Origin of the sequence: Neisseria sp. 27098_8_139, from assembly GCF_041433195.1 — a bacterium.
GTDB classification, from domain to species: domain Bacteria; phylum Pseudomonadota; class Gammaproteobacteria; order Burkholderiales; family Neisseriaceae; genus Neisseria; species Neisseria subflava.
Map to the genome: position 1 here is coordinate 107,407 of NZ_JAPWBA010000004.1, position 13,635 is coordinate 121,041.

Annotated in this window: 17 protein-coding genes; 7 read left to right on the plus strand and 10 right to left on the minus strand. The window is 45.9% G+C overall.

Going from position 1 to position 13,635, the window contains the following annotated elements:
* The first annotated feature begins 49 nt into the window (after window positions 1-49).
* From O3660_RS06240 to O3660_RS06250, 3 genes are all read left to right on the plus strand, one after another.
* The gene (locus O3660_RS06240) at window positions 50-493 is read left to right on the plus strand and encodes an META domain-containing protein (protein WP_049351517.1); all 444 of its coding nucleotides are present in this window, start codon (window positions 50-52) and stop codon (window positions 491-493) included.
* 98 nt (window positions 494-591) lie between these two features.
* Window positions 592-1,371, plus strand: a complete 780-nt coding sequence (locus O3660_RS06245; RefSeq protein WP_049351518.1) for a ferredoxin--NADP reductase — start codon at window positions 592-594, stop codon at window positions 1,369-1,371.
* A 169-nt stretch (window positions 1,372-1,540) separates the two neighbouring features.
* Window positions 1,541-2,866: a tyrosine-type recombinase/integrase gene (locus tag O3660_RS06250; protein WP_371464661.1), complete on the plus strand. Its 1,326-nt coding sequence runs from the start codon at window positions 1,541-1,543 to the stop codon at window positions 2,864-2,866.
* Between the two features lie 48 nt (window positions 2,867-2,914).
* Here the strand turns inward: O3660_RS06250 and O3660_RS06255 are convergent, their stop codons facing one another.
* Entirely contained in the window at window positions 2,915-3,817 is a 903-nt protein-coding gene (locus O3660_RS06255; protein ID WP_371464662.1) for a phage antirepressor N-terminal domain-containing protein, read from the minus strand.
* Between the two features lie 340 nt (window positions 3,818-4,157).
* Between O3660_RS06255 and O3660_RS06260 the strand changes: the two genes are divergently transcribed.
* Window positions 4,158-4,910 (plus strand): hypothetical protein, encoded by a 753-nt coding sequence (locus O3660_RS06260; RefSeq protein ID WP_371464664.1) that lies wholly within the window; start codon window positions 4,158-4,160, stop codon window positions 4,908-4,910.
* Window positions 4,911-4,952: 42 nt separating this feature from the next.
* Here the strand turns inward: O3660_RS06260 and O3660_RS06265 are convergent, their stop codons facing one another.
* From O3660_RS06265 to O3660_RS06305, 9 genes are all read right to left on the minus strand, one after another.
* Window positions 4,953-5,504 (minus strand): hypothetical protein, encoded by a 552-nt coding sequence (locus O3660_RS06265; protein WP_371464665.1) that lies wholly within the window; start codon window positions 5,502-5,504, stop codon window positions 4,953-4,955.
* Entirely contained in the window at window positions 5,467-5,610 is a 144-nt protein-coding gene (locus O3660_RS06270) for a hypothetical protein (protein WP_371464666.1), read from the minus strand. Before O3660_RS06270 ends, O3660_RS06265 begins: the two co-directional genes overlap by 38 nt.
* A gap of 3 nt (window positions 5,611-5,613) precedes the next feature.
* Window positions 5,614-5,790 carry a hypothetical protein gene (locus O3660_RS06275; RefSeq protein WP_314273561.1) on the minus strand — a complete coding sequence of 59 codons (177 nt, stop codon included), beginning with the start codon at window positions 5,788-5,790 and terminating at the stop codon, window positions 5,614-5,616.
* Window positions 5,787-6,071 (minus strand): hypothetical protein, encoded by a 285-nt coding sequence (locus O3660_RS06280; RefSeq protein ID WP_049349607.1) that lies wholly within the window; start codon window positions 6,069-6,071, stop codon window positions 5,787-5,789. Before O3660_RS06280 ends, O3660_RS06275 begins: the two co-directional genes overlap by 4 nt.
* On the minus strand, window positions 6,072-6,278 hold the full coding sequence (locus tag O3660_RS06285) for a hypothetical protein (RefSeq protein WP_371464667.1): 207 nt from the start codon (window positions 6,276-6,278) through the stop codon (window positions 6,072-6,074).
* Window positions 6,275-6,514 carry a helix-turn-helix transcriptional regulator gene (locus tag O3660_RS06290; protein WP_371464668.1) on the minus strand — a complete coding sequence of 80 codons (240 nt, stop codon included), beginning with the start codon at window positions 6,512-6,514 and terminating at the stop codon, window positions 6,275-6,277. The genes O3660_RS06285 and O3660_RS06290 overlap by 4 nt, the downstream gene beginning before the upstream one ends.
* A gap of 230 nt (window positions 6,515-6,744) precedes the next feature.
* A complete protein-coding gene (locus tag O3660_RS06295) occupies window positions 6,745-7,236 on the minus strand; it encodes a hypothetical protein (protein ID WP_371464669.1) in 492 nt (163 codons plus the stop codon).
* Entirely contained in the window at window positions 7,226-8,368 is a 1,143-nt protein-coding gene (locus O3660_RS06300; protein WP_371464670.1) for a HigA family addiction module antitoxin, read from the minus strand. Before O3660_RS06300 ends, O3660_RS06295 begins: the two co-directional genes overlap by 11 nt.
* A gap of 397 nt (window positions 8,369-8,765) precedes the next feature.
* Window positions 8,766-9,479, minus strand: coding sequence for a S24 family peptidase (locus tag O3660_RS06305; RefSeq protein ID WP_371464671.1), 714 nt, complete (start codon window positions 9,477-9,479; stop codon window positions 8,766-8,768).
* 112 nt (window positions 9,480-9,591) lie between these two features.
* Between O3660_RS06305 and O3660_RS06310 the strand changes: the two genes are divergently transcribed.
* The 3 genes from O3660_RS06310 to O3660_RS06320 all read left to right on the plus strand — a co-directional run bounded on the left by O3660_RS06310 (window position 9,592) and on the right by O3660_RS06320 (window position 13,424).
* Window positions 9,592-9,816: a YdaS family helix-turn-helix protein gene (locus tag O3660_RS06310; RefSeq protein WP_070826981.1), complete on the plus strand. Its 225-nt coding sequence runs from the start codon at window positions 9,592-9,594 to the stop codon at window positions 9,814-9,816.
* A gap of 1 nt (window position 9,817) precedes the next feature.
* Window positions 9,818-10,423 carry a KilA-N domain-containing protein gene (locus tag O3660_RS06315; protein ID WP_371464672.1) on the plus strand — a complete coding sequence of 202 codons (606 nt, stop codon included), beginning with the start codon at window positions 9,818-9,820 and terminating at the stop codon, window positions 10,421-10,423.
* A 139-nt stretch (window positions 10,424-10,562) separates the two neighbouring features.
* Window positions 10,563-13,424 (plus strand): DUF5906 domain-containing protein, encoded by a 2,862-nt coding sequence (locus O3660_RS06320; RefSeq protein WP_371464675.1) that lies wholly within the window; start codon window positions 10,563-10,565, stop codon window positions 13,422-13,424.
* Window positions 13,425-13,635 lie beyond the last annotated feature (211 nt).

The window sequence follows — 13,635 nt, forward strand, 5'->3', positions numbered from 1 at the left end:
AAGATGAATGGTTTTTCAGACTGCCTTTAGCAATACATAAGGAATAGATATGAAAACATTATTCGGCGCATTAATGAGTATGGTAGTTTTGGCAGCTTGTACATCTCCTTCAGCATCTCAGTCTGAACAAGCCTCTAAAGCGCAGGTGCAAACTCAACAAACTGCGCAACCTACTTTAGCCGCCAAATGGCGTGTTGTCGCTTTCAATAAATTCACTGAAAAAGAATTGGCGGATAAAAACGCCTATTTGGATTTCAGCAAAATGCCTAAGGCTCATGGCAATATGGGTTGCAACGATATGATGTTTCAAGCGAATGTAATCGGAGCGGGCAAAATTGATTTTGGCCATATTGCGGTAAGCATGATGCTGTGTGAAGACATGAAGCTGGAAGATGCGTTTTTGCGCAAACAAAGCGTGTGGAACTATCGTTTTGACGGTAACGATTTGATTTTGGAACAAAAAGGCATCAGTATCCGTTTGCGCCGTGAATAATCTTAAAGGCCGTCTGAAAATAAATATTTCAGACGGCCTTTTGAATCTTTATAATAAGCCCTATTTGAAACTAATACCGCATATCAAGGAAACCTATTATGGCAGCTTCTCCAGAAGCCAAGTTTACCGAAGAAAAAGTCTTGTGGATCAAACACCATACGCCTAAGTTGATGACTTTTGCCATCAGCCGTCCAGAATCCTACCGTTTTTCGGCAGGGCAGTTTTCGCGCCTTGGTTTCCGTGACGGCGAGGGCTTTATTTGGCGCGCGTATTCTGTCGTGTCTGCCGAATACGCCGATACGCTTGAGTATTTCGCAGTGTTAATTGAAGGAGGCCCGATGTCGGCGCGTTTTGCTGCGATGAAAGAGGGCGATACTATTTTGCTGGATAAAACGGCTACCGGTTTCCTCTTGCCCGAGCGTTTCCATGATGGCAAAGATTTGGTCATGCTCTGCACGGGTTCCGGCATTGCGCCTTTCCTCTCCATTATCGAGCAGCCTGAAATCTGGCAGCGTTTCGACCGTTTGGTTTTGGCGCATTCCGTCTCTTACGCCGATGAGTTGATTTTCAACCAGCGCCTTGCCGATTTGAAAGAGCATCCGCTGATTGAAGAATATTTCCATAAATTCACTTTTGTCCCAGTCACTACGCGTGAGGAAACAGAAGGCGCATTGAGCGGCAAACGGATTCCTGAATTGCTGAAGAATGGCGGCTTGGAAGAAAAAGTCGGCTTCAAGTTCACCAAGGCTGATACGCGCTTTATGGTTTGCGGCAATCCGGCAATGGTCAAAGACACTTTCCAAGCTCTGATGGATTTGGGCTACGCCATGCACCGCAACCGCATTCCCGGCGAAATCATGATGGAAAATGGTTTTTAAATTCGGTCACAATATACAGCCGTATATATAAGTGTACAAACCTGCTTATAAACAGTATATTAAGCGGGTTTTTATTTTGCCTGTAATATACGGCGATATACAGAAAATCACTCAAAGCAACATTAATTAGGGGGTATTTTCTGGGGTATATTTTGTGAAGGTTAGGAAAATGGCGGAATCCAACCGTTTGACGCAGCGGAAAATTGACACGGCCAAGCCGGGGGATAAGGCTTATAAGCTTTACGATGGCGGCGGACTGTTTTTGTTTGTGCATCCTGCCGGTGGGAAATACTGGCGGCTGAAATATCGGTACGGTGGCCGTGAAAAGGTGTTGTCTATCGGTGTTTATCCGGTCGTGACGCTTAAGGCGGCGCGTGATGCGGCTTTTGAGGCAAAGCGACAGCTTTATGAGGGGATAGACCCGGGGGCGCTGAAGCGATCTGCAAAACAGGCTGCGCGGGTGGCTGCCGGTGGGCAAAGTATGGTCGATTTGGGCGCGGCATGGTATGAATCGCGGGTAGGCAAGCTGGCTAAAAATACGTTGGATGGCGACAGGGCTAGCCTTGCTCATATCAATGAATTTTTCCGAAAGAATACGGATATTAATGCCATTACGGCGCTGGATATGTCTGAGTTTGTGGAATGGCTGAATGCCAAGAATATACCGGCGCGGGCAACGCGTGTAATGCAGATTGCTGAAGCGGTATGGGATTATGCTGTTCGTAAGGGCATAGTTATCAGTGATAGGCGTAATCCTGTCGAAACGGCCAAGGGTTTGCTTGCGCCTTATCAATCCAAGCCTGAAGCGCATTTGGCTGAGAGCGAGTTGGCATTGTTTTTTTATTCGCTCTTGAAAGATGAAAGAATTACGGCTTTGGCCAAGTATCTGGTATTGCTTACCGCGCTGATTGCGCCACGGAGTGGGTCGATAGTGGCCAGCCGGTGGGAAAATGTGGATTTGGATCGTAAAGTCTGGCTTATGCCAGGCGAAGATATGAAGATGCGGAATGATTTTTTGATTCCGCTGTCTGATTGGTCGGTGGCATTGCTGTCTGAGCTGCGTGAGGTAACGGGTCGGCATGAATTTGTTTTTCCGGCCATGAGGAATGATAGTGTATCAGGTACTGTCGGCGTAAAGCTTGGGCATCAGGCGATTAAGCGGTGTGGTTATGATGGCCGGCATGCCGGTAAATCGAATGCTACCATGCACGGCTTTAGGCACTTGATGACGAATATCTGCCTGGTGAACGGCAAGGATATTCTGACGATGGATTTGGCGCTTGGGCATGTGAGCAAATCGGCGTTAAAGCGGGCGGGGTTTTCTTCTTTGCCGCATTATCTGACCGCTCAGGAATTCAGATTTAATGAGCGGCGTGAACTGGCGCAATGGTATAGTGATTATTTGCGCCGGTATTATGATCAGGCTGTGGCGCGGCTGCATGGGGAAGGGATAACGGATTTCTTCGGTAATTGGAAGATGTTTTATCAGGATTGAGATTATTAAACAGGCCGTCTGAAATTCAGACGGCCTGTGCTGTATTGTTTATTCGGTAATCAGGAAGCTGATAAAGTTGTGCTGCCTCCCTGCCTCCATCAGTGCGGTAACGATTTGTGTTTCCGTGATGTCTGGGCATTCGTTTCGGTAGCGTTTTCCTTCCAGGATGTTTAGCAGCACTTCATGTAGATTGGCTGCTTCGTATAGTGCCTGATTGGCTTTGTCACGCCATTTTGTGCCGCCTTTCATTGTTGCGGCCACAGCAGACAGAATTAGGCTATTGGACGTTTCCATTGTGTTGACGGCATCGGGCAGGGTTTCGCTGTTGATTCTATTTGTGGTTACCGAGCCTTTCACAATCGGGCGGCCTGATGGGTCCTGCGTATCGCGGTGCATGCGGCGGATAAGGGCGACGATTTCTTGATAAGTACAGCGGTTTAAGGGTTTCCCTGCCTGACGTTCGATATAGCTGTCCAAATTGCTACTGCCCCAGTTGTGGATTTCTTTCAGGCGGTCGCCCAACATCATGACAACTTGTTCCAACTCTTTGCGATTTGGCATTTGGTCGGTCACTGATGGCAAGGCTATGCGCGGCGGGGTGATGGGTTTGTTGAAATAGGCGTTTAAAACTTTGAAGCATTCGCGCTGGTATTGCAGCAGCCGTTCGCGGATTTCGGGTTTGACGCGTTTGGCGTCCACACCGAATAACCAGCCGTTGAGGTAGTCTAGTGGCAGACAGAGCATTTCACGCTTTTTGCCGTCTTCTGCAACTATGGTCATCATGACCATAGTTGAATTTAAGATTTCGCTGCGTTGGATTTTTTTATGTTGTGAAACCCAATCCAAGCCGATATTTTCAACTATCGGCTTCATGGCGACGTAGTGGGTTTGGTTTCGGGTGAAGACAGGGACGGTTTGGCCGTGGAAAGAGATGTTTTGAACTTGGTTCATGATGAAGTTTCCTTTGCTATACATTCGAAGTTGCCCGAAAAGGGCGGTCGGGAGGTTCGAAAACCCTAGCAAATGGGCCGTGCTTATTCCCCGCTGAAAGCGGGTCTTGTATTCGCAGCCCTCCCGACCATAGGAAACTTCGGTGGTATCAAAACAAAAAACAAAGGAAACCGATGAAATCTATGGACGTAAAAAATTCACGCTGACGGGGTGAATGCCGTTTGCTAAGAGGTTTTCGACGCCTCGTGAATCGGAATGTAAGGCAAAAAGAAAATACTTGTCAAGGGAAATATAATTTGGCATGATGAAATTCGATTAAATCACGCAAGGAAATGTAAAGATGAAACGCTTTGCAGCTTTGGTAGTTGGTTGTTTGATATCTGCTGCTACGGTTGCGCAACCATTGGTGGACGGTATCGGGTTTCTGAAGATTGGTGATTCCGAGCAGTACGTCAAACAAATGATTGCCAAGAAACAGGGTAAGAAGCCGAGGCTTTTGAAAGGAGATGACCTTTATCCGTCGTCTTACAGATGGGTGTATGAAGATTTGGCTTTGACCGAAGATTTTACCGCTCCAGAAATATTGATGAAGTTTCATCAAGGCAGGTTGTACCACATAGTAGTACATTATACGCTTGATGCGTATGACCTTAGAGATGTGGGCAGTGTTAAAAGGGCTATTGAAGATAGGAATGAGGTTTTCAATATTGCTAAGGCTTTGACGGATAAGTACGGTACTGAATCTGTCGAGAAAGAAGCGATAAACAGCTCAAGTTGCATTCATGTAAAAGAGGCGGAGAGATTTATCATTTTATTACCCTCCATAGAGGGCGTGAATGCGGGCATATTCGAAAACTTTTTAGATGATTTGTCAGGAAATCCGTTAAGTGGGACAAAACTATATTTGTATGATCGAAGAAGATGCCCTGATAATGCAATATCTATTATGGTTTTTGACAAAAATGTATCCGATGAAGTGGAGAAAATAGAGAATAGGCTTCAGGACGAGAAAAAGGAAAAAGAAGAAGCCGAAAAGCGGGCGATTGAAGAGGAGGAGCGTTTGCAGTGGGAAGAAAGTATTAAGAAGATTTAAGGTTAAACAGGCCGTCTGAAATTTCAGACGGCCTTTGGTTTGTCAGTGGTTTGGTTTTTGTTGCTGTTTTTGATTTCTGTGGTTTATGTCGTTGGTTAGTTTGTTCAGTAGCGGCGCGGTTTGGGCGTGGGCTTGGATTAAGTGTCCGTAGTCAGATAGGCTTAATATTTCGATCGCTTGTTCGGTGGCGGATTCGAGTATTTTGATTTCGTCGCCGGTAGCTACGAAGCGGCCAATGTTGTTTTTTCGGATTTGTTGGGCTTCGAGTGTGTCGCTGACGTGGTTTACAAAATAATCGCGGGCGATGCTTAGTTTAATGCGGGCAATTTCTTGTACGGTGTCATCGGCTTGGATTTTGGTGCTTTGTAGGATGAGGACTAATTCAACCATGAGGTAATTGGTACAGCAGGCAGCCCATAAGTCGGTCTCGTTGGCTGTTCCTGCTTTCAGATGGTCGATGTACTTCAGCAGTGGGCCAATGGCTTTGTCGATTTCGTTGACGGTCAGGCTGCGACGGCTGGTTTTCATGATGGCTATCATGTGTGGGGGTATGCCGTCAAAGGTTTTGGGTTGGTACCGTTTTCTTTTTTTCATGCGGCTTCCTTGGTGTGCCATCGGCCCAGTAGCTGAACCGATGGAGGATAATGCGTTCGATGATGATTTGGATGATGATCAGGGCCAATTTAATGATGGTGGGCATGTTTTATTCGTATACGATGCCGCCGCCGATTAATTCGGGATGGGCGTCAAAATCGATGCAGCCATGATCGGGATTGCACTCTTGGGCGGCTGTATTTTCATGGTGGGCAATGGCTGGGGCGCAACCATAACCGAGTGCGGCGGCTAGGATGGCGATGATTAGTGTGTAGCGGATTTTCATTTCAGACGGCCTTTCTTAAAAATATCGGGGATTGCGTCCATTAATGCTTCTGCAACCATTTCGGCGCGGTCTTGCGTTAATGCTTTAAAAATTCGGTCTTGCTTTGAGCGATTTGGAAATTTGAATTGCCATGTGGTGTTGATCGATTTAACTGTCCCGCTTGCTTCGAAATGTGAATTCGGGATATTAAGCACGAATATCGATTGGTAGTTATTGCGATGCTGTGTTTGAATTTTCAGCATAAGCCGGCCATATTTTGTGCGGTAGATTTTACGTTTCATTTACATGCTCCCTAAGTGAATGGTTTGTAGTAATTCTTTGAGTGCGGCTTTGACTGCTTGCTGTGGTTCGCGGTGTCCGCCGGTTCTGGCTAGGTTTTCGCCGGATTCGTTGCGGATGATGCAGCTGTAGTAGGTCAGATAGTTGGTTGTGGTGTTGGCGGTTACGTCAATCCGCAACAGGTAGGTTTCTTGGGCTTGTGTAGTCATGCGGCGGCTCCTTTTGGGTTGTTGGCTTTTGCGGCTTGAGTGGCCAACCATGCGTCTATGTTGGATTCAAGCCATACTGTTACGTTGCAGGCGATTTTGAAGGGTTTGGGGAAAGTGGCGTCATAGCGGGTGTTGTCGGGGTTGCATTTTGCCCAGACAAAGGGAATGCTGACCCCCAGCTTTTCGGCGACTTGTTTGGCGCGTAGGGCGCGGTCGGTATATTTTTCTGAAGTCATGGCGGTTTCCTTTGTTTTTGCTTCGATGTGAGAATATTAGCAAATTGCTATTGTAAATAAAATAGCAAAATGTTATTTTTATTGTATTTTATTGTTTTGAAAGGTTATTTATTTTTTGTGAAATATCAATTTGCTATCTTTAGATAAAATAAAGGCCGTCTGAATATTCAGACGGCCAAGTATAGGGAAAAGAAAAACCCGCTTTGTGGCGGGCTGGTAAAAAATATTACTTAGGCTGCAGCATCTGGATTGTCACGCAGATATTCAGCTTCTGCTACGTCGTCTTCAAAGTTGAGAGAAAGTGGAATATCACTGCCTTTTTTATCATTGCATACGTCAACGTCGGTTTTAAGCTGGACACAATCTCCGACAATTTGTTGTCGGCGCTGTGAAAATGCTTTATGAAAATGTTCTACGGGGACGTTGGGGTCATCTAAATCAGCCCATAGCGTCAATTGTTTGCCATTAACACTTTCTCTTACCGCGTGTTTGGCACGATAGCTGCGTCCTTTAGGGTCTGCGCGCAGCTCTTCTCTGAAGTGGCGTGAAAATGTATTGGCGGCAAGCTGGATTTCATCGCGCATATTGGGCTGGTAAAGTTTGTTGTCCAATGCCCATCCTGCCAAATCATGAACATCTACTCTTCCGTCTTCAATGCCTTTGGCCTGTTTGTATTGTTCTACGATTTCTGAGATTTGTTTTTTTGTGGCGTTACTCATCATTACTCCTATTTGCAAAACCCCAGCCGTCATAGGTTGAGCCGTTTAAAATGAAATTCCGTACCGGAACAAGATGTTTGCGCAATTGCTGATATTTTCCTGTGCGGTTGTGAAGCTGCCCGACCACCAAGCCCGGGTGTATTTCATTGACACCTGCAAAGGCAATAATTTTCCTTTCGGAAAAAATATAGGCACCTACGCGGACAATATAGCTGTCAAGTTTGGCGGCGGGGACGCAAAAATCTGCCGCTGCTTTGTTTGCCAAATGTTCCGATTCGGGTAGCCCGTCAATCTGAATGCCGATGTCTTCATCAATGACAGCCTGGTTTTTGCCGTCTCCGTTTAGGATGTGTTCCAATTCATGCCGGAGGGTAAACCAGAAATTGTCTATGCGGTCGTAGCGCAAGGTCATGCCGATAACTGGCTTTTGATTGTCCAGCCAAAAACAGGCGGCATCCAGTTTGCTGTTGGGCAAGCTTTCGACAAAGATTAATCGGATGCCGCATGCAGACAGTATTTTGGGAACGTGGCGGACTTCTTCTGCCGAACGAAGCAGACCGGACAATTCGTCAATGGCTTTTTTTATAGCCGCATTGCTGAATTTTCCCGTTGTCAGTTGTTCGGCTGCCAGTTGTCTGACTTTAAAAAGCCATGCCAAGTTTGTTGTGCTGATTGTTTGTTGGTAGGCAGCCGCGTTTTGCTTGGCAGAAAATTGGAATTGCGGTGTTTGGTTGATTGTCTCGAGATTGAAGAAGTTTTTTACAGCACTTTCTAACTCTTCAAATGTTTTGCCGGCAGAAATCCAGCCGCGTTTTACCATTTCTTTAATCGGATAGTTCTGATACAAGGCTGCTCTTAACGGAATCTCTTGATACTTGTCGGCTTCGAGTTGGGATAGCTGGAATCGGGCTTGAAGATTAAGCCATGTTTCTGCAGAAATACCCAATGCTTGATGCAGCTGCATGGCAGTATCAGGGGTGATGCCCAATTTGCCGGATATGATTTGGTTTATGGTTTTGGCGGGTCGTTGAATGATTTCTGCTAAATCTGACTGTGTCAGATTTCTAGCGGAAAGTTCGGCTTTTAGAACTTGTCCTGGGTGTATCGGTTGAGCGGGTAAAATTTGTGTATTCATTTTGGGTGGTCTTTTAACTCTAGTCGGTGCAATACGATTTGTTCGTTTTCTATGTGGATAATTAAATTACATTTTGAATTGACGGTTATGGAATAGTGGCCTGAACTGTCATTACACGGCGACAAGTTTAAAAATGAAGCTTGGTGCAAATCGGTTATGCGCTGTACAGACAAAAGATAGTTCACAATTAACCTGTATGCACCTGTTGCTTTTACACCTATCTGCTTATCCTGAAAATATGGTTCGGTGAACAGCAAGTATAAATAGTTTGTTTCAAACTTTAGCTGCATTCTAAGATTTTCCTATTATATCAAATTTACACTTAGTGTAAATCTGTAATATTTAGATTTTAAGATGGCCGTCTGACAACAGACGGCCTTTTGTGATTATGTCCGGATTACAGGTCTAAAAAGTCGAGGGGGAGGACTTTCCAAAATTTTCCGTGTACGGTTAATTGGTCGTATTCGTCCGGCAATATATCAAAATTGGATTTTGTGTAGGCGGGATTGTCGGATGTGACGTGCAAAACGCCGCCTTTCCCGCGTGCGAGCCTTTTGATGTAGGTATAGCCTTGGAAGGTAATCAGGTATATGCCGCTGTTGGTAAATTCGGCGATGTCGGTTTTTATCAGGGTAATGGATCGGCGCGGAATGGTCGGTTCCATGCTGTCGCCGTCGGGCGGGCATAAGCTGACGTTTTTCAGATTAGCTGTGCCAAGCAGTTCTTGTAGGGCGCTATTGGGTAATTCTATCGATCGGAGGAGGTCGGGGAATTCGGGGTTAATGTGTCCGTGGCCGCAAGATGCGGCTACGTCGTATAGATTTAATGTTGTGCTGTCATTTTTTCGAGATGAGAAGCTACCTATCGTTTGACTATCTTTATCTTCAGGCTGATCAAACCAGCCAATCGGTTTGCCTGTTTTTCTTTCAATTTCGCGCGCGGTATCAGATTTTAGCGATCGGGGCTTACCCGTGGAACTGGGTGTGCCGTTTATCCATTGGCTTATTTGTGCAGGATTTTTATCAATTTGCCGTGCAAGTGTAGCTTGAGAACCGTATTCGGCAATTAGGATGCGCAGTTTTTCGCGGTATGTCTCTTCAATGGTTTTCATAATAATTCCTTTTTTTAAATCATAGCAAAATGCTATAAATTTAAAATACGCAAAATGCTATTGCTTAGTAATTAGCAATTTGCTAATATTGCACCATTAGGAAAGGAATTTTATGAAGCTTAATGAATATTTCCATTCGGAAAGTATTTCTGCGGCCGCTTTTGCAAGAAAGATTAAAGCCCATGCTCCTGATGTTTTGCGTTGGGCAAATGGCCAACGAACACCGCCTGTGATTTGGTGTGTCCGTATTGAGAGTGCTACTGGTGGGGTTGTTACGCGCCGCGATTTACGCCCTGATGATTTTGCTGAAATTTGGCCTGAATTAGTTGAGGTATGAAATGAATGAAATTGTAATTGCCGATAAGACCATTCGTCTTTCAGATGGTTTGTATTGCCTGAATGATTTGCATAAGGCTTCAGGCGGTGAAAAACGATATGAGCCGAATCGGTGGCTTAGATTATTGCAAACATCTGAGCTAATTCGAGAGTTGGAGTTTGAACAATGTGAACCGCAGATTTGCGGTTCAATGAAAAATCAATCACTTAGTGAACCCCAGATATGGGGTTCAATGAAAAATCAACCACTTATTAAAACCATTAAAGGTTTTGGAAAAAATCAAGGGACTTTCGCCTGCCGTGAGTTGGTTTACAGCTATGCGATGTGGATTAGCCCGAAATTTCATCTACAGGTTGTCCGTGCTTTTGATGCGTTGGTATCGGGTCGGACGGCTGTATCGGCGGTTTGTCCGAACCAGCTGCCGCCGTCGGTGATTCCGTTTGAGTTGTCGGTGCCGCGTACTGCCGATGAGGCGCGCAAGCTGGCGTCGCAGTTGGCTTTGGAGCGCCGTTCGCTGGATTTCAAAATTGCGCGTGCCCAGCCTTGGTTAAGGTTTTGGGCTGATTTGGAAGCTGAGGGCGGCGGTGCCGGCTTGGTTTTGCGTTAATTCTGTCGCCTTTGGTGACTGTGTCTTGAAATACCCCTGATTCCGATACGCCATGTCGGGATGTTTTTCCACCTGCCTTTTCCATTAGAGGGGGGGGCAGGCTTTTTTTACGCCTAAATTTTGTATAAGGCCGTCTGAAATGAATAAATTAGACTTTAAATCTGTTGCTGATGCTGCTTTGAATGCGGTGGATAATTTGCTTGCGGAATGGTTGCCCGGTGGCAAGTATAAGGGGCATGAGTTTTTTGCGCTGAATCCGACACGCGCGGACCGTCATTTGGGTTCATTTGCGGTGAATACGCATTCGGGCGCATGGGCTGATTATGCGACTGATGATGCCGGCGGGGATCTGATCAGCCTTTATGCTTATTTGTTTACGCATGGCAATCAGGGCGATGCGCTTCGTGCTGTGGCCGAACGTTTGAATATAGGTGGCTTTGAGCCGGTGGAGCGTGTTCTTTGGGATGGTACTCCGAACTATGGTAAATCTGGTCGGGCGCGGGAAACGTGGACGCCGATTGTGCCGGTGGATGAGGCGAAATTGGGCTTTTTGCGTGGTTCGTCGTCGTTTAAATTTCGGGCTAGGGATAAGAGGGTTGATCGGCAGGCGGTTTATCGTGATGAGCAGGGCCGTCCGTTGATGGTTATTCAGCGCTTTATCGGTGCTGACGGGCATAAGGAAGATCTGCCGTTTGCATGGTGCCAGAATGGCAAGGGCGAGCAGGAATGGCGGAATCGTCGTGTGCTTGAGCCTTTGCCGTTGTATGGTTTGGATGATTTGGCACGTCGCCCGAATGCGCCTGTTTTGTTGGTCGAGGGGGAGAAATGTCGGGACGCGGCGGCAAATTGCCATGATTTGGCTGATTATGTTGCGGTATCTTGGCACGGTGGTGCAAATGGTTGGAAAAAATCCAACTGGCAGCCACTTGCCGGCCGTAGGGTGGTGTGTTGGCCGGATTGTGATAGTCAGCGCCGAAAACGTTCCAAAAAAGATGCTGAGGAGGGTTTGAGTGAATGGGATATGCCGTATTTGGATTATTTGGAACAGCCGGGTATGGCGGCGATGTTGGGTATTGCGGCGGTATTGGTTGATTTGGGCTGTTCGGTCGAAATCGCGGATATTCCACGCCCTGGCGTTTGGCCAAGTGGTTACGATATTGCTGATGTGTTGGTGGATACTGAGCCGCTTACCAGTGTTCGGGCGGTGATGTCCGCTTTGCGGACGTATCCTTTTGTGGATGATTCCGACCCGGCAATCTTCCCGCGCCCTTCTGATAATATGAGTGGGTGCGATGCACCGCACCCACAAGATCAAGGGGGCGGCGCGGGGGCGGATGTTGAACATTCGTCTGTGGGTAGCCGTGAAGGTTTGGTTATGCAGGAATTGATGGATAATTTTGCTCAAGTCGGTTTGAAGGAGCGTGTTATCTCTTTGAAAACAGGGGAAATTTTTAGTTTTCGTCAGTTGGGCAAGATTTTCGGCAAAGAGGCGGTGCTTGGTTGGTCTTATAAGGCTAAACGGCAAAAGGTTGAGGAATTTGAGGCTGAAATCATCGGTAAGCGGTTGAAGTTGGAGGCGTTGGCCAAGATTGATGATATGTTTGCGGATATGATTAACCGCTATATTTATTTGGATGGGACAACTGATGCTTTTGATATTAAGTTGGATTCGGTTGTGTCATTGGCGGCGGTAAAGGCGGCGTGGCCGGAGCAGTTTGATGATTGGTCGAAATCTCCGGCACGAATGGTATGCCCGATCTCAAATTATGTTTTTGAGCCTGATTTGCCGTGTGGAGTATCGTTTAATGATGATAATTTAGTCAATTATATCAATATGTTTCGTGGTTTACCTGTGCCTGCGGTTTTTCCGGAGGTTGAGACGGCCAAGGATGTGTCGATTGATGATTTGAAGGCGCGTTTCCCCGGGTGTAAGCATATCATTGGCTTGATTGAAAATTTATGTGCCGGCAATGGTAATAAGGCTGATGCATCTGTTGAGTGGGTTTTGAATTGGTTGGCTTGCCGCTTCCGCTGGCCTGAACGTAAGCCTGCAACGGCTTTGGTTTTCATTTCTGAAACTCAGGGGGTGGGTAAATCGACGTTCGGTGAGCGTGTTGTTAAGGGTTTGTTTGGTGATTATTTGCGCCAACTTGACCAAAATGCGCTGGAATCTCGCTTTAATGCGGTTTTGTTGTTTGCGTTGGTTACAATTTTTGAAGAGATTAGTCCGTCTGATGAGCGAATGAATATTATCGGTAAGCTTAAAAATATGATTACGAGTGATGTGATTATGGTGGAGCGCAAAGGGCGCGATGCTGAAAAACATTCGGATTATAATTCGTATATCATTTTTTCGAATGATGAGCGTTCGATACCGATTGAATCAAATGACCGTCGTTTTATGGTATCAGGTTGTAGTCGGAAATTCACGGATGATATGTATGCTAATTTGGATGCAGAATTGAAAAATGGCGGTATTGAGGAATTTGCTGCGTTTTTATGTGCTTTGCCGTTGATGTACACCAATGATCAGGGGGAGCGTGTGCCGTTTAATCCGCATTCTAAGCCGTTGATGACGCCTATTAAACGCCGAATGATTAATCTGAATAAGCCGGGTTGGGAGGCATTTTTGGATGATTGGTATAATGGTGATATTGATGTGCCTTTTATTACTTGTGCGGCGGCGGATTTGTGGAAGGTTTATAAGAAATGGTGCTACGATACTAAGACTTTTAGTATGACCCAGAAGAATTTTTATTCAAATATGGCCAAGCGCTTACAAGATGTGAGAACTTGGGTTAGAATGAATGGATATGACAAGAAGCGGTTGCGTATCTTTGTGGTGCCACATAATTGGTTGCGCCCGGAAATGCAGCAGCTCTTCCCACAGCCCAACACGGATAATACTGCCCGTGATTCGGAGGATGCTGTCAGTAAGATGGATTATTACGGCAATCAGGTGGCGGAATTTAGCCGCATTTTAGAAAAATTGTCGTTGTAATTTTGGTTTGTCCATATTTTTGATGGTTTGTCCATATTATGGGGTCTTCTGAAAGCCTTATAAATCGTGGTTTGTCCAGTTTGTCCAGTTTGTCCATAGGTTAAAACCTTATACGCGCGTAATGATTTTTTCCATTACGCGCTTTTTTGTGTATACATGGTTTTTTATTTTTATTTTTTACTTCCACATACGGACTTACTTAAAAAGTATG

Excerpts from the sequence above, each read along its gene's own strand:
- O3660_RS06255 (WP_371464662.1), bottom strand. The coding sequence starts at position 3,817 with ATGAACCAAGTTCAAAACATCTCTTTCCACGGCCAAACCGTCCCTGTC.
- O3660_RS06320 (WP_371464675.1), top strand. The coding sequence starts at position 10,563 with ATGAATAAATTAGACTTTAAATCTGTTGCTGATGCTGCTTTGAATGCG.
- O3660_RS06250 (WP_371464661.1), top strand. The coding sequence starts at position 1,541 with ATGGCGGAATCCAACCGTTTGACGCAGCGGAAAATTGACACGGCCAAG.
- O3660_RS06245 (WP_049351518.1), top strand. The coding sequence starts at position 592 with ATGGCAGCTTCTCCAGAAGCCAAGTTTACCGAAGAAAAAGTCTTGTGG.
- O3660_RS06275 (WP_314273561.1), bottom strand. The coding sequence starts at position 5,790 with ATGAAAATCCGCTACACACTAATCATCGCCATCCTAGCCGCCGCACTC.
- O3660_RS06280 (WP_049349607.1), bottom strand. The coding sequence starts at position 6,071 with ATGAAACGTAAAATCTACCGCACAAAATATGGCCGGCTTATGCTGAAA.
- O3660_RS06240 (WP_049351517.1), top strand. The coding sequence starts at position 50 with ATGAAAACATTATTCGGCGCATTAATGAGTATGGTAGTTTTGGCAGCT.
- O3660_RS06265 (WP_371464665.1), bottom strand. The coding sequence starts at position 5,504 with ATGAAAAAAAGAAAACGGTACCAACCCAAAACCTTTGACGGCATACCC.
- O3660_RS06285 (WP_371464667.1), bottom strand. The coding sequence starts at position 6,278 with ATGACTACACAAGCCCAAGAAACCTACCTGTTGCGGATTGACGTAACC.
- O3660_RS06310 (WP_070826981.1), top strand. The coding sequence starts at position 9,592 with ATGAAGCTTAATGAATATTTCCATTCGGAAAGTATTTCTGCGGCCGCT.
- O3660_RS06300 (WP_371464670.1), bottom strand. The coding sequence starts at position 8,368 with ATGAATACACAAATTTTACCCGCTCAACCGATACACCCAGGACAAGTT.
- O3660_RS06260 (WP_371464664.1), top strand. The coding sequence starts at position 4,158 with ATGAAACGCTTTGCAGCTTTGGTAGTTGGTTGTTTGATATCTGCTGCT.
- O3660_RS06305 (WP_371464671.1), bottom strand. The coding sequence starts at position 9,479 with ATGAAAACCATTGAAGAGACATACCGCGAAAAACTGCGCATCCTAATT.
- O3660_RS06270 (WP_371464666.1), bottom strand. The coding sequence starts at position 5,610 with ATGCCCACCATCATTAAATTGGCCCTGATCATCATCCAAATCATCATC.
- O3660_RS06315 (WP_371464672.1), top strand. The coding sequence starts at position 9,818 with ATGAATGAAATTGTAATTGCCGATAAGACCATTCGTCTTTCAGATGGT.
- O3660_RS06290 (WP_371464668.1), bottom strand. The coding sequence starts at position 6,514 with ATGACTTCAGAAAAATATACCGACCGCGCCCTACGCGCCAAACAAGTC.
- O3660_RS06295 (WP_371464669.1), bottom strand. The coding sequence starts at position 7,236 with ATGATGAGTAACGCCACAAAAAAACAAATCTCAGAAATCGTAGAACAA.